Genomic DNA, 15,284 nt, shown 5'->3' on the forward strand with positions numbered 1-15,284 from the left:
GGCGCATCTTCCGCCGGGCCCGCTGCAGCCCCAACCGCATGACGGTCATCGCCGCAGCCGTCCTCACCCTGGAGAGGCAACGCTGAAAACGCTCACTGATGAGCCTGGACCCGACCGGCAAGGGCCGCCGCCGCTGGACAATGCGCTGGAAGGCACCCCTGAACGCCTTCCAGATCGCCTTCGATGGCCGCCTGACCCCCACCGACCAGCGATAACCCAACAACCAAGATCAGCCGTTAAATTGACACACCCGCCGGATTGCTTCGGTAGGCCGTTCTCGACTTCGGTCGCACATATGAAAGTGAGACAGTTGAGCATGCCTGTTCATTTTGAAGCCGTAGACCCAGAGAAAATGATCAGATTCTGGGGCAGTGTTCCGGGTTTTGGTGCGTACAGCGTCGGCGAAGCGGAATCTCCAGCTGTGCTGCCGGTCGTCACCGTCCTTGTCGGAACGGTCGCCGAGCAGGTTCAGACACTGATCGCCAAGGGTGCCTCTCTGGTGGAACTCCATGAACCCCTGGAAGCCCTGATGACGGATCCGGAAGGCAACAGGTTCAGGGTGGAGCTCGACCCCGATCAAGAAGCATGACGTGCTGCACGAGATGAATCGCGCCAAGAGTGCTGGACTCATCTCCCGTTCAGTCCAGCTACTCAGCCTCAAGATGTGTTCTGAGCAACGAAGCATGACCGGGCATGTACAACGGCCAGCTCAGGCGTTCCGGCTGTCGACGCCGTGAGGATGTTGTCCGTGGACAACAAGGATTTGTGGACGGGGGCCGCCCGTCTTGTTGCCCGCGGACAACAAGGGTGTCCGCCACATGGCTCTGGACCGGACGCTTCGCGCAATCTCACCTGCTGAGGCTGGCTTTACTTTCCTGTCGGCAATCAGCCCTTCCCCGTAAGCGTTGTGACCGCAGCGCCCGAGCCCGCGATTGATGACGCGATCACTGGCTCCAACCTCGACGGCGTCTCCGGCGTTAGGTTCGGCTTGGTGACGACCTGCCGCCGGTCCGGTCGCCGAGGTGACGGTGCCATTCCCGTCCTGACCGGCATCCAGTTCACCCTCAGCGAGCGATCGTTGCGCTCATGGACGAGATCCTGGAGGAGGTCTACCAGCAGCCGGCGCGAATGATGTCCCTCAGGAAGAGCCGACTGGAGCGGAAGCAGCGGAACGCCTCGGCGAAGACCGCTGCGGAGAATGGCTCTTGACGAAGAATCGAACAGATCGAACGGTCGGTAGTTCGCGCCGGAAGCAGTCGGTTTCGCCCCCTTACGTTATGGACCGGGAGGAAGCCAGCCGGCGGGCAGACGGACCTGGGATGGCACCGGGGTACCGACTGCCGCGAGGAGCCCCACCAGAACAGGGCCAGCCGTCGCCTCGAAGTTCACACTGCCGCGGGAGAACGCCGCGCGGCCGAAGGTCACGCTGCCGCCGAAGAAGCTCGCACCGCCGAAGGTCACGTCGCCGCCGGAGAACGTCGCGCCGTCGAACATCACGTTGCCGCCGGAGAACCTCGCGTTGTTGAAGGTCACGTTGCCGCCGGAGACCGTCACGTCGTTGAAGAACACGTTGCCGCCGGAGAACGCCGCGCCCTCGAAGGTCACGTTGCCGCCGGAGAACGTCACGTTGTCGAGGAACACGTTGCCGCGGGAGACCGTCACGTCGTTAAAGAACACGTTGCCGCCGAAGAACGTCGCGTGGCTGAAGTACACGATGGCGCCGAGGGACACGCATAGGGGTGGGGCCGGATCGACCGTGGCCGTCCAACCGGCCCGCTGCTGCCAACAGCTCGCCAGGTCGACCGGCTGTCAGCTCAATGCCGCTGATGGCAGGATGAGTTGGAACGAAAGGTGGGGGTTTCGTGCGCGGTGAGGACAGGCGGCAGATTCAGACGGCGGCCCTGGGCAGCGCGGACTCCGATGAGCCGTTGATGCTGCCGCTGGAGGCCATCGAGCTGGACGCCTTCCGACGCCGGCACGAAGGCGACACGTTCTGGTGCGGGATCCTCCTCGGAGGCTGCGGCTTCCAGCTGACCACGAAGAGCCTTGCCCGCCCCTGGGACACAGGTCGGGGTGTAGCGGGTCAGCGCCCGTTGGGCTCGCCATGGTGACCGTCAGCCAGCCGCGCCTCCAGCCCTGTGACGAGCGTGTCGATCACCAGTCGGAACATGTGGTCCGGATCTGGGCCGGCGCCCTGTATGACCGCTCCTGTGCCAGCCTCCACGGCCGCGGCCCCGTCGGAGACTGAAACGGGAGGCTTGAGGTTCGACCACTGCTCGAGGGAGCCGTTGAGTTCGGCGCTGAGGACACCGATGACGACCGCGACCATCACAGCCGCGGCCTCCGAGACCTTCGGCTGTGGCACTCCCGCGGCGGCCACGATCGCGGTGAGTTCACTCCAGAACGGGTCGTCGGGCTGGATGAAGTCCGGTTGATGGCTGAACGAGTAGGCCATCAGCTCCGGGTGACGGTGCGCCAGGCTGCGGAAGTCCGTGGCAAGCAGACGGATGCGCTCCTGCCACGGTGCCTCCTGAAGCGTCACGGTGCGGAACTGAGCGCCGATCGTTCTCGCCACGCCGCGTAGGACGGCTTCCTTGTTCGGCACGTGGTGATACAGCGACATCGGGTTGGCGTCGAGTGCGGTGGCGAGCTTGCGCATGGTGAGCGCTTCGACCCCGTCCTCGTCGATGAGCCGCAGGGCGGCGGCGTAGATACCGGACTCGGTCAGAGGGACGTCCCTCTTTCTCGTACCCCGCGCAGGACGCCTCACCTTATTTTCCATACCACGTACGGTACCAGTTCCATACGTCGTATGGAAATGACTTGAATCACGTTCCCGCCAGTGCGAACGGGCTTGCCTCCCGTTTCCATACGCCGTACGGTACTTTTTCCATACGGCGTATGTTTCTGTTCGGCGCTTCCGCACCGATCTGCGCTGCGCGCCCTTGCCCATCCCCTCAACCCCAGAGGAGCACCGCCATGACCACGCACTCCGCGAACGGCCTTCGCCCCATCCGGTCCCCGCGTGGGATCCCCCTGCTCGGGAACACGCCGCAGATCCCCGACACCAACCCGGTCGAGTACTTCGCCGAGCTGTCCAAGCAGTTCCCCGAGGGCATCTACGGCCTGGACATCGCCGGTATCGAGCAGATCTTCGTCTACGACCCGGACCTGGTGGCCGAGGTCTCCGACGAGACGCGGTTCTTCAAGCAGATCGAGAAGACGCCGCTGCAGCATGTCCGGGACTTCGCGGGCGCGGGCCTGTTCACGGCCCACCAGCACGAGGAGGAATGGGGCATGGCACACCGGATCCTCCTGCCGGCGTTCAGCCAGCGGGCCATGAGGAGCTACTTCGGGCAGATGCTGGAGATCGCCCAGAACCTGGCGGGCAAGTGGGAGCGCAAGGAGGGTCAGTCGGTCAACATCACCGACGACTACACCCGGCTGACGCTGGACACGATCGCCCTGTCGGGGTTCGGCTACCGGTTCGACTCCTTCGAGAAGGAGGAGCTGCACCCCTTCCTCAACGCGCTGCTGGGCGCGCTGGTGGAGTCGCTGCGGCGCTCGCAGGAGCTGCCGATGATGACCAAGTTCCGCAAGGCCGATGCCAAGAAGTACGGCGAGAACGTCCAGCTGATGCAGGAGCTGGTCGAGAGCGTGATCAAGGAGCGCCGCGAGGGAAAGGGCGGCGGTGAGGAGGACCTGCTGGGCCTGATGCTGGAGGCCACCGACCCGGAGACCGGCAAGCGGCTGTACGACGACAACGTCCGCGACCAGGTGCTGACGTTCCTGATCGCCGGCCACGAGACCACCAGCGGCCTGCTGTCCTTCGCCACGTACTCGCTGATGCGCAACCCGCACGTGCTGGCCCAGGCCTACGCCGAGGTGGACCGGCTGATGCCCGGCGACACGATTCCGGACTACGACACGATCATGCAGCTGGACGTCATTCCGCGGATCCTGGACGAGACCCTGCGCCTGTGGGCTCCCATCCCGTCGTTCGGCAAGACGGCACGGGAGGACACCGTCATCGGCGGCCACTACGAGCTGAAGAAGGGTGCGAAGGTCCTCATCCTGGAAGGCCCGCTGCACACACACCCCAAGGCGTGGGAGCGCCCCGACGAGTTCGACATCGACCGCTGGCTGCCGGAGAACCGCGTCCAGCACCACCCGCACGCCTACAAGCCGTTCGGCAACGGCGTACGTGCCTGCATCGGCCGCCAGTTCGCGCTCACCGAGGCCCGCCTGGCCCTCGCGCTGGTGCTGCAGAAGTTCAAGTTCTCCGACACCCACGACTACAAGATGGACCCCCGGGAGGCGCTGACGCGCAAGCCCGGCAACTTCGAGCTGATCGTCCGCCGTCGTCAGGAGCACGAGCGGACCGTCTTCGGCGCCGCGGACGTGCAGACCGAGGACACACAGGCGTCGGCGGCGGTCAGCGGTGTCGGGGTGAACCTGACCGTCGCCTACGGCTCCAGCCTGGGTTCGTGCGAGGACCTGGCGCGCACCATCGCCGACCGAGGTGAGCGCTCCGGCTTCGGCACCACGCTGGTGAGCCTGGACGAGCTGGGTGAACACCTGCCCTCCGAGGGCCTGCTCGCCGTCGTGGCCGCCAGCTACAACGGCAAGGCTCCCGACAACGCCCAGCGCTTCGACGATCTGCTCGCCGCCGGGCTGCCCGAGGGCTCGCTGGCGAACGTGCGGTACGCGCTGCTGGGCGCCGGCAACACCCAGTGGGTGGCCACCTACCAGGCATTCCCCAAGCGGATCGAGGAAGGTCTGCTGGCCGCCGGCGCCACCCCGGTCATCCAGCGAGGCATCGCGGACGCCGCCGGTGACTTCGACGGCATGGCCACACGGTGGATGGACAACCTGTGGGCCACCCTGGCCGAGGAGTACGCCGCCGACACCTCGCAGGCGAGCGGCCCGCGCTACCAGGTGCAGCTGCTCTCCGAGTCCGACGTGCGTCCCGCCATCGTCTCCGAGCAGGCATACCCGCTCACCGTGGTGGCCAACGACGAGCTCGTGGCCGACGCGACCGGACTGTGGGACTTCCAGATCGAGCCGCCGCGCCCGTCGGCGAAGTCCATCACCTTCGAACTGCCCGAGGGCGTCACCTACGACACCGGCAACCACCTGGCCGTCTTCGCCAAGAACGAACTCGCCTTGGTGGAGCGCGCGCTGAGGCGGCTCGGCGTCGACTACGACCAGGTGCTCCGGCTCGACCGGCCGGCCGGCGGCCGCACCCACCTGCCGGTCGGCACCCCGGTCACCGCCGGCATCCTGCTCACCGAGTTCCTGGAACTGCAGGACGTGGCCACCCGCTCCCAGATACGGACGCTGGCGGAGTACACCCAGTGCCCGTGGACCCGGCCGCAGCTCCTGGCGTACACCGCCGACACGGAGGAGGCCGAGGAGCGCTATCAGACGGAGATCCTCGGCAAGCGGGTCTCGGTGCTGGGCCTGCTGGAGCGCTTCGAGGCCATCGAGCTGCCGCTGGCGGTGTTCCTGGAGATGACGGGTCCCATTCGTCCTCGCTTCTATTCCCTCTCCTCCGCCCCGTCGGCCCACCCGCGCCATGTGCGCTTGACCGTCGGCCTGCTGGAGGGCCCTGCCCTGTCCGGCGACGGCCAGTACCGCGGCACCTGCTCCTCCTACATCTCGGGGCTGGAAGTCGGGGATGTCGTCTACGGCTACGTCCGCGTGCCCTCCCCGACATTCGCCCCGCCCACCGACCCCGCCACACCGCTGATCCTCATCGGCCCCGGCACCGGCATCGCACCCCTGCGCGGCTTCCTGGAGGAACGCGCCCAGCAGCACGCGAACGGCACGCAGGTCGGCCTGTCACAGGTCTTCGTCGGCTGCCGCCACCCCGAGCACGACTACTTCTACCGCGACGAAATGGAGCTGTGGGAGCTGTCCGGCATCGCCCGCGTCCACACCGCCTTCTCCGCGGTGACCGGCCACCCGGCCCGGTTCGTGCAGCACGCCCTCGCCAACGCCGCCGACACGGTCTGGCAGTCCATCCAGGACGGCGCCTACATCTACGTCTGCGGTGACGGCCGCCGTATGGCACCCGCCGTCCGCGAGGCACTGGCCGCCATTCACCGGCACAAGACCGGCAGCGACGACCAGACCGCCCAGGAATGGCTCGCCCAGCTCGAAGCCGACGAGCGCTACCAGCAGGACGTCTTCGCCTGAGCGTCGCATGCCGTCCAGGCGTACGACCCCTCGGCCGCCGGGAGGCGCGCGGCACCCCCGCTGCCGGCCGCGCGCCTCCCGGCCACCACAAACCCCTTCGACACCCCTGGCACTCCGGCCCCGCCGCAGGGCGGCGCCGCTCACAGAAAGCAGATCCTCATGGACACCATGCTCGCCGGACGCTTCCACCTCGACAGCAAGAAATTCGCCGTGGAAGAGGTCCCCGTCCCCGTACCCGGCCCGGGCGAGGTCCTCATCGAAGTCAAGGCCGCCGGCGTCTGCCTCTCCGACGTCCACCTGCTCGACGGCTCCCTCGTCCCGCTGTTCGCCACCGCCGACACGATCACCGTCGGCCACGAGGTCTCCGGAGTCATCCACACCCTCGGCCCCGGCCTCAAGCGCGGCCTGACGGCCGGCACCCGCGTCACCCTGGAGGCCGGCAAGACCTGCGGCACATGCGCCGGTTGCGTACGCCGCAGGCCCTGCACCCAGATGCTCACCGCCGGCATCGACTACGACGGCGGCTGGGCCGAATACGTGATCGCCCGCGAGGACACGCTCATCCCCATCCCCGACAGCCTCCCCTTCGACCAGGCCGCGATCATCCCCGACGCGGTCTCCACCCCCTACGCCGCCGTCGTCGCCACCGCAGGCGTTCGCGCCGCCCAGTCCGTCGGCGTCTGGGGCGTGGGCGGAGTCGGCGCGCACAACGTACGCCTCGCCCGCCTGGTCGGCGCCGCGCCGATCATCGCCGTCGACCCGCTGCCCCACGCCCGCGAGCGCGCCCTGGCCTTCGGTGCCGACCTCGCGCTCGATCCGGCGGCCCCCGACTTCGCCGACCAGGTCCGCGCGGCCACCGGCGGACGCGGCCTGGACTTCGCCTTCGACTGCGCCGGTGTGCCCGCTGTCCGCGACCAGGCCGCCTCCGTACTCGGCCTGGGCGGCTGCCTGATCCTGGTGGGCATCACGCCCCGACCACTGACCATCACCGAGGGCCTGACCTTCAACTACCTGCAAAAGCAGGTGCGCGGCCACTATGGCGGCTTCCCCGAGTCCGTCTCCGAGCTGGTGCAGTTGACCGCGGCCGGCCGCCTCGACCTGGCCCCCTCCATCACCGACCACATCCCGCTCGCGGAGGCCGCCGACGCCGTCCACCGACTGGAGAACAAGATCGGCGACCCGATCCGCCTCATCCTCGTCCCCTGACCACCGTCAGCGGGACAACAAGCCACCCTGGGCAGGGGTGAGTGGGCGCCGGTGCTTGAGGGAGCACCGGCGCCCACGGCCTTTCGCTGGCGACCGTGAGAGACACGACTATGCACACGACCGACGTACCGGGCTGTCTTTTGCAGTGCAAAGATGCTCACTGCAACCGCAGACGCATCCTTTCGACCGCCCGGCAAAAGCTGCGGGACGACCCGCACGCGAGTCTCGACAGCATCTCCAAGGCAGCCGGCGTGGCCCGGCGCACCCTTTACGGGCACTTCTCCAGCCGTCGTGCGCTGATCGTCGCCTTGATACAGGAAGCCGGCGATGAGCTCCGGCAGGCATTCGCCCAAGCCCGTGATCCGGACGCCGACCCGATCGAGGCGATGACACGGATGGTCCTGGCGGCCTGGGAAGTGGGCGACCACTACGGCATGCTCATCGCCTTGGGACGCTGTCATCCGGGCCAGGACATGATCCGCGCGACCCTGGCACCGATCCGCGCGGAAGCCATCGCAACCCTAGGGCGCGGTCAGCGCGAAGGCGTTTTCGCGGATCACCTTCCAGCACCACTCCTCGCCCAAGCGCTGGAGGCGCTGATGCTGGCACTCGCCGAGGAGAACGCTGCATGCCCGTGGGCGGATCCCACCGGTGAGAGTGCGGCCACAGCCTTCCTCATCGCCGCCGGCGTCGCACCCCAGACGGCCGCACTTCAGGTGGGGCAGGTTGCCCGAAAAGACCGGGCAGCAGAAGTCGGGTGACTTCATGGGCGTCGCTTGAGCGAGCCTGGGCGTGGGTGAGCACGCTGATCGACGAGAACGGCGAGACGTTCAGCGCCGTGCCATCACCGTGCCGTGGCTCCCAAGAACGCTCCTCCGCCATCCCTGATCTTGCGTGGGTATCCCCGGCTTCAGCCGGGGAGGGAAACGCATCTCAGGACTGCTTTGACCCGCAGGTCACAGTGGACGTTTTTGCTGCTCGATGTAGTGACGGATCACCGTGAGCGGTGCGCCGCCGCACGAGCCGGCGAAGTAGGAGCGGGACCAGAAGACGGAACCCATGCCGATGCGGTTGATCCGGCCGGTGTACTCGGCCCGCAGCTATCGGGAGCTAACGCCCTTGCTCGGGGACGGTGGCGATCACTTGCTCAAGGCTTTCATCAGGCCCATCAGCCGGGCTCGGTCGATTTCGTTCTCCTCGCGCAGCGCGGAGATCGCCGCCAGGAGCGCCCTGGGCGAGGGGGTGGTGCCGAGGAAGTCGCGGGTGGCGGGCGGCCCCCACTGGGCCAGGCCGGAGGCGGACATGGCAGCCCAGCCGGGTTCCAGCCTGTGGTCGAAGACGTCGCCGTCGGCGTAGTGCTCCAGCATGAAGCGGTCGGGGTCGCGCCAGTAGTCGAAGATCTGGCTGCCCTGGATGTGCCGGCCGATGCCCCAGGAGTGCTGGTAGCCGCGCTCGCGCAGGTACTCGCCTCCGGCGGCGAGCGTGTCGAGGTCGGCGACTTGGTAGGCGGAGTGGACGTAGCCGGTGTCGGGGCCGAGGTGCATGGCCAGGGTGTGGTGGTCGGCGGGTTCGCTGCCGCGGTCGCAGCGGATGAAGGCCATGGTGGGGCCGCGATCACGCTGCCCGTCCAGGTAGAGGAAGTCACTGACGATCAGGCCGAGGTGCTGCAGGTACCAGTCCAGGGCGCGCTGGAAGACGCGGGTGGACAGCACCACGTGGCCCAGGCGCTGCACTTGGGAGGGTTTGCGGGGCGGGCGCTGGGTGGCGTTGATGCGGGCGGCCGCGGTGGTGGTGCCCGTGTTGAGGATCAGGGGCTGTCGTAGCGGTCGTGCGGGCTGCTCGGTGACGCCGTGCACGACGCGGACCGGGATGCCGGAGGGGTCGAGCAGGTCCACAGCGCGGCCCCCGCCGTACTCGGTCAGGGTGCGGACCTTGTGGCCGGTGGCGCGGGCCAGCCGGTCGAGGTCGGCGGCGTCGGCGGCCTGGAAGGCGGGGCCGATGAACCGGGAAGCAGGGGCGCGGCGGATGACCAGGCAGTGCGGTCCGGCCATGGCACCTCGCAGGTAGAGGGTGTCATCGGTACGCGCAGCGGTGGTGAAGCCGAAGTCGTGGGCGAAGGTCTCGGCCCGGTCCAGGTCGGGCTTGGTGAACTCCAGCCAGGCCAGGTCGACCACCTTGATGACGGGCTGAGCGGCTCGGCCGGTGTGCTCTCCGCGCAGGGCGCCCTGCTCGCTGTGCAGGCCCCGATGGGGGTCGGCCGTAGGGGCGGGGGTGGATGTCGGGTCGTTCACGGGGGATTCCTTCCTGTGGCCTCCAAGACTTGGCGCGCTGGCGGGGCGGGTGCCGCGTTGTGCCGGAGGCGAGGCGAGGGTGAGGATGGGGGCCCGGCCCGCCGATGCGGCGGTGATCGGCAGGCCGGGTGGCACGGCGGGTGAGCGGTTCCTACCGTGCGAGCAGGGTGTTCAGTGCGGTGGTGAGTTCGGCGACCGGGTCGGTGGCCTGGCCGTGGGCGCGCCAGCCGATGAAGCGGTCCGGGCGCACCAGGACGGCGCCGTGCGGTGTGTGACCGCGGGCGGCGGTCCAGGTGGAGCGCAGGTCGCGGTAGTCGCCGTCGAGATGGCCGATCCGGATCGCATCCAGCGGCAGCCCGCACTCGGCGGCGATCTTCTCGGCGGCTTCGCACCAGGCCTGACCGTCCTCTCCGGCGATCAGCAGCAGGCGGCCGGGGCGCACCAGGCGGGCCAGGGCCACGCGATGGCCGTCGAGGTCCTCCAGCCAGGCGTGGGGCAGCGGGTGTCCGGGGCGGGCGGCGGGCTGGTAGATGCGGACGGGGTCGGGGTTCTCGGGTGCGGGAGTGGTGTCGGGGACGACGGCTGCGGAGTCGTAGGTGTAGCCGAACTCGACGCCCAGTTCGTTGAACTCCATGGACTGGGCGGCCACGGCGGCAAGGAAGGTGCGGCGGAAGTCGGTGTCGGCGGGGTTTCCGCTCCACAGGCGGCGGGCCTGCCGCCAGTTCTCCTCCTCGCCGGCCTGGGGCCCGCCGCCGAAGAGGGCGTTGATGGCGATGTGGTTCATGGCGTTCTCCAGCGAGCGCTGGACGTTGGTGGCGTCCGCCGGGCGCCGTTCGGCCTCGTAGGTGTTCAGCAGGGCGTCGCCGGCGTGGCCGTTGAGGACGGCGGCGAGTTTCCAGGTGAGGTTCTGTACGTCGTGCATGGCGGAGGTCAGGCCGAGGCCGCCGGTGGGCGGGTGGCGGTGGGCGGCGTCGCCGGCGATCAGGACGCGGCCGGCGCGGTAGCGGTCGGCGACCACGCCTTCCAGAGTCCAGCGGGAGATCATGTGGACCGTCAGGTCCTCCTCTCTCAAGCCCAGTCCCGTGCGCAGGTCGGCCAGGACGGACTCGTCGTCCAGCGCGCGGCCGTCATCGGGCCCGTAGTTGAGGTGGAAGACCCACTCCTCGGACTCGGGCCCCCAATGGTCGGGGCCCATGGGTACGAGAACGCCGGGGATGCCGAGGTCGGGCAGCCACAGCCAGCGGATCAGCACCTCCGGGTCGCGCGCCCAGCGGGACAGGTCGGCGGAGATGTGGAAGGAGACCACGCGGGCGAGGTCGCGCATGCCCTCCTGGACGATGCCCAGGGCGGGTCCGACGGTGCGGCCGCCGTCGCAGCCCAGCAGGTAGCGGGAGCGCACCCGGTAGGTCTCGCCCGTGTCGCGGTCGGCGACGGTGGCGGTGACGCCCTCGTCGTCCTGGGCGAGTCCGGTCAGCTCGTGGTGGAAGCGGACCCGGCCGGGCGCGAGTTCCTCGGCGCGGGCGCGCAGGACCGGCTCCAGGCGGATCTGGGGCAGGTTGGCTTGCCGCTCGGGGCTCGCCGCGAGCCACTCGGGGGAGCGGCCGCCGGCTCCCCAGGCCTCCATCCTGGCGACCCTGCGGCCGTAGTCCTCGTGGTCGCCGGCCAGGCCGGCGTACCAGGCGGTGTGGGACATCTGCTCGGCCGGAGTGGAGGCGGCGTAGATGGTGTCGGCCACGCCGGCGTCGCGCATGACTTCCATGGCGCGTTGGTTCAGGACGTGGGCCTTGGGCAGGACGGAGGTGCTGGGCCAGGCGGTGACCAGCAAGGACTCGATACCCATGCGGCTGAGCAGCATGGAGGCGGTGAGCCCTGCACCGCCTCCGCCGACGATGAGGACGGGGACGTCGAGGTCGTTCATTGGGTACTCCATGGGGTGTCGCGGCTCGGGGCCATGGGGTGGGGGAGGGCTCAGGGAGCGGCGGGGAACAGCGCCAAGAGCGTTTCCCGATCGATTGATCGAGGCGGGGTGCCGGTCCCGTTCGCGGCGGATCGAGCGAGATACGGCGCGTACGGTCCGGACAGCACGGTGAGGCTGATGGAGGCCGGCCGTGCCGAGTGAGGGGCCCTGCGGGCCTGGGCGGCCAAGGCGGCCTGCGGCGGTGCTGAGAGTGGAAGCTGGGCGGTCACGGACATGCCGACCGGCAACAGGGTGTGTGGTCGGCTAGCCGCCGGCCAGCAGTACGAGATGGGCTCCGGCCAGGGCGCCCACGATGACGGCCGGCAGGCAGCGGGCCGCCGGATCGCCGCTGCGCAGGTGGACGACGACGGCTCCGGCCATGAGCAGCACCAGGCCCGTCGAGGCGGCGGCACCGAGCGCGGTGATCCGTAGGCCGAGCAGCAGACCGGCTGCTGCCGCCACCTCCAGAGCACCCAGCAGACGGTAGTGGGCGGTGGTCATGCCGACGTGGGCCGCGGCCTGGCGCATCGCGGGGACGGCTGCGAGCTTGGCCGATCCGAGCACGAGGAAGATTGCTGCGAGGAGGACGGCGAGGACGATGGCGGTGGTGCTCACGGGGTTTCTCTCTCAGGTGGCTGGGTGGGGGCGTACTGCCAGTGCAGGACGTACCGGTCGAGGGCCGCGGTGACCCTGCGGCGTACCGCCTCGTCGACAGGTACGGGCACCGTGACGCGGACAGCGCCGTCGTGCGGCCGGCACAGGATGCGCTGCGGGTCGCAGTCCGCGCCCTGGGCGACCAGTTCGGCGTGGACCGCGCGGCGGGTGGCGTCCAGGCGAAGGCCGAGCTTGTAGGGCTTGCCGACGGCGGTGAGCGGGATAGCGTCGATCACAAGCACCTCGCGCGGGACTGCGGCGCGCTCGGGGACCCGTTCGGTGGCCCAGGTGAGCAGTTCGGCGGGGTCGACCTGGGCGCCGGGGGCGAGGGTGACGTAGGCGACGGGTACCTCGCCGGCATGCGGGTCGGGACGGCCGACCGCTGCGGCGGCGGTGACGCCGGGGTGGGTGAGGAGGGCGTCCTCGATGGCGGCGGGGTCGATGTTGTGGCCGCCGCGGATGATCAGGTCCTTGGCGCGGCCGGCGAGGTGGATGAAGCCGTCGGCGTCGATGCGGGCCAGGTCGCCCGTGTCCAGCCAGCCGTCGCGGATCTTCCCGGCGGTTTCCAGGCGGGGCCCCTGGGCGGTGTGCTCGCCGACGTACCCGGCGAAGAGGACCGGGCCGCTGATGGCGAGCACTCCGGTGGCACCCGGCGGCAGGTCGTGCCACTCGTCGGTGTCCGGGTCGATGCGTACGGTCTTGACCTGCTGGTAGGGCAGGCGCCGCCCGACGCTTCCGGGACGGGTGTGACCGGGCAGGCCGAGAGCGGAGGCGCAGGTCGCCTCGGTCAGCCCGTAGCCCTCGCACAGCGGGACGCCGGTGTGCTCCTCGAAGGACTCCCGTACGGCGGGCGGCAGAGGCGAGGCGCCGACGGCGGCGAACCGCATGCTGGAGATGTCCGCGTCGACGGGGATATGGGCGAGGACGGAGTACACGGTCGGCACGCCGGACATGGCGGCGATGCGATAGTGCTCCACCAGCTTCCAGAACAGCGGGTACAGCTCGGGATCGCGGTAGCCCAGCGGCCCGGCCCACACCACTTCCCGGCCGCGCAGCAGCGGGCCGATCAGAGTGACGATCAGGGCGTTGACGTGGAACAACGGCAGCGCCGCGAACATCACCGCGTCCGCTTGGAGAGGAATGCTCGCCGCTACCGTCCAGGCGTCGACGACCTCGTTGGTGTGCGTGTGTGCGGCGAGCTTGGGAGTGCCTGTGGTGCCCCCGGTGTGGAAGTAGGCGGCCAGATCATCGGCGGCCGGGGGCTCGATGCCCACCAGCCGGTCGGCGGGATGGGACGCGGCCAGTTCCCTGAGGTAGCCGACGCGTACGCCCTCGAGGGGCTCCAGAGGGAGGGCGGGACCCTCGGCCAGGGTGGGGGCCAGGGCCAGCAGAGTGTCCAGCCGCAGGGCCGCGGCGACCTGCCGGGCCGTGGCCCACACCTGGGCGTCCAGTTGCGGACCGGCGGCGATGAGCACCCGGGCGCCGCCGCGCCGCAGCAGCTGTTCGACGTGCTCGGCCGCCAGGCCCGGGTTGACCGGGGCGGCGACACCCGCGGCCTGCGCGGCGAGCAGGGCGGAGGGAAGCTCGGATGTATTGGGGGAGAGCAGCCCTACGGCGTCGCGGCGGGTGACGCCGAGGGAGCGCAGCAGGTTGGCGGTGCGGTGCACCTGGTCGCGCAGCTGCGCGAAGGTGGCGGTGGCGGGGTGCAGGAAGTGCTCGGCATCGGGCAGCACCGTCAGGGCCGGCCGGTCGGGCCACAGACGGGCGGCCCGGAGCAGGGTGTCGTACGTGGTGGCGGGCAGGCCGCGCTCATGCAGTGGAACGGCCTCGATCGCGGACGGGTCCGCGATGTGCTCGGGTGCGGGCCACAGCAGATCAACAGGGGTGAGGTTCACCGGTGCGCCTTTGCAAGGTGAGGGAGGGGGTCAAGTGGCCGGCCCGGTACGGTGATGTGCCGGGCCGGCCGGTCCCGGGCGGGGGTCCCGGGAGTCGTCAGCGGGCGCGTACCACCGTGCGCTGCTCGCCGAGATCGAGTACGCCGTCGTCGGTCGCGATGCGAGCCGTGACCGCGTCGCCGTCCTTGAGGTAGTCGGGGTTGGCCTGCTGGCGGGCGAAGAACTTCTGCCAGCGCTTGTGCGGGGGCAGCAGGGCGGCAAGCGTGGTCAGGAGCCTGCCGGGGGATTTCAGGGCGGTGCCGCCGGGCGTTCCGGTGAGCAGGACGTCACCGGGTTGCAGCGTCTGAAAGCGGGCCAGCAGGCTGAGGGCGCGCGCGGGTCGGACGATCATGTCGGTGGTGGTGCGGTCCTGCCGGGTGGTCCCGTTGACCTTCAGCGTGAGCCGCAGGTCCGGCAGGCGGGCCAGATCGCCGGCATCGACCAGCAGCAGCCGGGGCCCGAGCGGAGTGAAGGTCGGGTACGACTTGGACTCGTAGAACTGCGTCTTGGGCAGCTGCAGGTCGCGGGCGCTGACGTCGTTGGCGACGACCAGCGCGGCGACGTACTGGGACAGGGCGGCGTCGGTGACCTCGGTGCCGACCGGCAGGTGCGCACCCATCACCAGCCCGAGCTCCACCTCGTAGTCCAAGAAGCGCACGTGCTGGGGACGCACGATGTCCTGGTACGGGCCGCTCAAGGATCCGGACGCCTTGCGGAAGAACGCGGGCGGGACGGTGTCCGGGTCGAATCCGGAATCCAGCGCGTGGGACCGGTAGTTGACCATCTGCGCCACCACCCGGCACGGGGTCGTGACGGGCGACAGGAGCTCCGCTTCTGCGGTGGACGACCCGGCGTCGGGGTCGGTCCTGGCGCGTTCGGCTGCCTCCTGCACGGCCGCACGGTCGGCGAGCAGGCCCGCGGTGGTGTCCGCGTCGGTCATGACGCGGTGCAGCCGTCCTGCGCGGCCCTCGACCCACCAGCCCTCAGTGGTGCGGACGACCTGCATGCTCATTGGCTCTCCTGAGTCCTCGACAGGCGCCG

The 15,284-nt window shown here is 69.6% G+C and carries 13 protein-coding genes and 1 pseudogene; 6 read left to right on the forward strand and 8 right to left on the reverse strand.

Going from position 1 to position 15,284, the window contains the following annotated elements:
• From ACIGDI_RS42930 to ACIGDI_RS42940, 3 genes and pseudogenes are all read left to right on the forward strand, one after another.
• Positions 1-86: pseudogene (locus tag ACIGDI_RS42930) on the forward strand (IS5/IS1182 family transposase); the annotation flags it as partial.
• A gap of 209 nt (positions 87-295) precedes the next feature.
• The gene (locus ACIGDI_RS42935; protein WP_399908368.1) at positions 296-589 is read left to right on the forward strand and encodes a VOC family protein; all 294 of its coding nucleotides are present in this window, start codon (positions 296-298) and stop codon (positions 587-589) included.
• A gap of 497 nt (positions 590-1,086) precedes the next feature.
• On the forward strand, positions 1,087-1,209 hold the full coding sequence (locus ACIGDI_RS42940) for a hypothetical protein (RefSeq protein ID WP_399908371.1): 123 nt from the start codon (positions 1,087-1,089) through the stop codon (positions 1,207-1,209).
• Between the two features lie 66 nt (positions 1,210-1,275).
• Here ACIGDI_RS42940 and ACIGDI_RS42945 read toward each other — a convergent pair whose 3' ends face one another.
• Both ACIGDI_RS42945 and ACIGDI_RS42950 read right to left on the reverse strand, forming a co-directional pair.
• On the reverse strand, positions 1,276-1,731 hold the full coding sequence (locus tag ACIGDI_RS42945) for a hypothetical protein (RefSeq protein ID WP_399908374.1): 456 nt from the start codon (positions 1,729-1,731) through the stop codon (positions 1,276-1,278).
• A gap of 352 nt (positions 1,732-2,083) precedes the next feature.
• The gene (locus tag ACIGDI_RS42950) at positions 2,084-2,659 is read right to left on the reverse strand and encodes a TetR/AcrR family transcriptional regulator (protein ID WP_399908376.1); all 576 of its coding nucleotides are present in this window, start codon (positions 2,657-2,659) and stop codon (positions 2,084-2,086) included.
• A 320-nt stretch (positions 2,660-2,979) separates the two neighbouring features.
• Between ACIGDI_RS42950 and ACIGDI_RS42955 the strand changes: the two genes are divergently transcribed.
• The 3 genes from ACIGDI_RS42955 to ACIGDI_RS42965 all read left to right on the forward strand — a co-directional run bounded on the left by ACIGDI_RS42955 (position 2,980) and on the right by ACIGDI_RS42965 (position 8,168).
• The gene (locus ACIGDI_RS42955) at positions 2,980-6,201 is read left to right on the forward strand and encodes a bifunctional cytochrome P450/NADPH--P450 reductase (protein ID WP_399908379.1); all 3,222 of its coding nucleotides are present in this window, start codon (positions 2,980-2,982) and stop codon (positions 6,199-6,201) included.
• Between the two features lie 159 nt (positions 6,202-6,360).
• Positions 6,361-7,407: a zinc-binding dehydrogenase gene (locus ACIGDI_RS42960; RefSeq protein WP_399908381.1), complete on the forward strand. Its 1,047-nt coding sequence runs from the start codon at positions 6,361-6,363 to the stop codon at positions 7,405-7,407.
• 110 nt (positions 7,408-7,517) lie between these two features.
• The gene (locus ACIGDI_RS42965; protein ID WP_399908384.1) at positions 7,518-8,168 is read left to right on the forward strand and encodes a TetR/AcrR family transcriptional regulator; all 651 of its coding nucleotides are present in this window, start codon (positions 7,518-7,520) and stop codon (positions 8,166-8,168) included.
• Positions 8,169-8,363: 195 nt separating this feature from the next.
• Here the strand turns inward: ACIGDI_RS42965 and ACIGDI_RS42970 are convergent, their stop codons facing one another.
• From ACIGDI_RS42970 to ACIGDI_RS42995, 6 genes are all read right to left on the reverse strand, one after another.
• On the reverse strand, positions 8,364-8,507 hold the full coding sequence (locus tag ACIGDI_RS42970) for a transposase (RefSeq protein ID WP_399908460.1): 144 nt from the start codon (positions 8,505-8,507) through the stop codon (positions 8,364-8,366).
• Positions 8,508-8,546: 39 nt separating this feature from the next.
• Positions 8,547-9,698, reverse strand: coding sequence for a VOC family protein (locus ACIGDI_RS42975; protein ID WP_399908387.1), 1,152 nt, complete (start codon positions 9,696-9,698; stop codon positions 8,547-8,549).
• Between the two features lie 151 nt (positions 9,699-9,849).
• Positions 9,850-11,616 carry an FAD-dependent monooxygenase gene (locus ACIGDI_RS42980; protein ID WP_399908389.1) on the reverse strand — a complete coding sequence of 589 codons (1,767 nt, stop codon included), beginning with the start codon at positions 11,614-11,616 and terminating at the stop codon, positions 9,850-9,852.
• Between the two features lie 303 nt (positions 11,617-11,919).
• Positions 11,920-12,270: a DoxX family protein gene (locus ACIGDI_RS42985; protein WP_399908392.1), complete on the reverse strand. Its 351-nt coding sequence runs from the start codon at positions 12,268-12,270 to the stop codon at positions 11,920-11,922.
• Positions 12,267-14,204, reverse strand: coding sequence for an acyl-CoA synthetase (locus ACIGDI_RS42990; protein WP_399908394.1), 1,938 nt, complete (start codon positions 14,202-14,204; stop codon positions 12,267-12,269). Before ACIGDI_RS42990 ends, ACIGDI_RS42985 begins: the two co-directional genes overlap by 4 nt.
• Before the next feature lie 97 nt (positions 14,205-14,301).
• Positions 14,302-15,255: a fumarylacetoacetate hydrolase family protein gene (locus ACIGDI_RS42995; RefSeq protein ID WP_399908397.1), complete on the reverse strand. Its 954-nt coding sequence runs from the start codon at positions 15,253-15,255 to the stop codon at positions 14,302-14,304.
• Positions 15,256-15,284: the final 29 nt, after the last annotated feature.

The organism is Streptomyces sp. NPDC085900 (assembly GCF_044540925.1).
GTDB classification, from domain to species: Bacteria; Actinomycetota; Actinomycetes; order Streptomycetales; family Streptomycetaceae; genus Streptomyces; species Streptomyces gilvifuscus.